The following is a 534-nucleotide window of genomic DNA, read 5'->3' on the forward strand; positions in this document are numbered from 1 at the left end:
TATGGCTTTTTGAATCCACACTTAAAATAAATGACAACCATCCCCTAACGTGTTCTATCTCAGAAGACTTACCGCAAAATATATGATGTATCTTTGCTCTAATTTCTTTATATTTTTCTCTACCTATCCCAACTTTCTCTTGTGAAATAACTAAACCTGTAACTTTCCTCTGACTACGAGGCCCACTAATACAAGTTTTTTTTGAGTTAATAACCAATCCTTCACTTGGGATTATAGAAAATAAAAAATCACGTGCTTTAACAACCTTTTTCATAGACTGTGCAGATAAGGTGAGATCATCGGCATATCTCGTATATATCAAGCCCCGACTACCTGCATAACTCTGAATACGATAATCAAGTTTAGAACATATTAGATTAGCTAATTTAGGTGATGATGGAGCACCTTGTGGTAGCAGATTTTTATAACAACATATTTTTGTCAAAACTGAAGATATTAGTCGATTATAACCAAGAGAATGGAACACTCCAAAAACTTTGTTAGCAGTTAAACTTGGGAAAAAATCCTCCAAAT

General features: G+C 33.7%; 1 protein-coding gene. It reads right to left on the bottom strand.

The annotated features are described in order from the left end of the window. Window positions 1-534: reverse transcriptase domain-containing protein (locus FN960_RS20725; protein ID WP_143850759.1), on the bottom strand; the 534-nt coding region annotated here is incomplete at both ends.

It is taken from the genome of Alkalicoccobacillus porphyridii, from assembly GCF_007293315.1.
GTDB classification, from domain to species: Bacteria; Bacillota; Bacilli; order Bacillales; family Bacillaceae_D; genus Alkalicoccobacillus; species Alkalicoccobacillus porphyridii.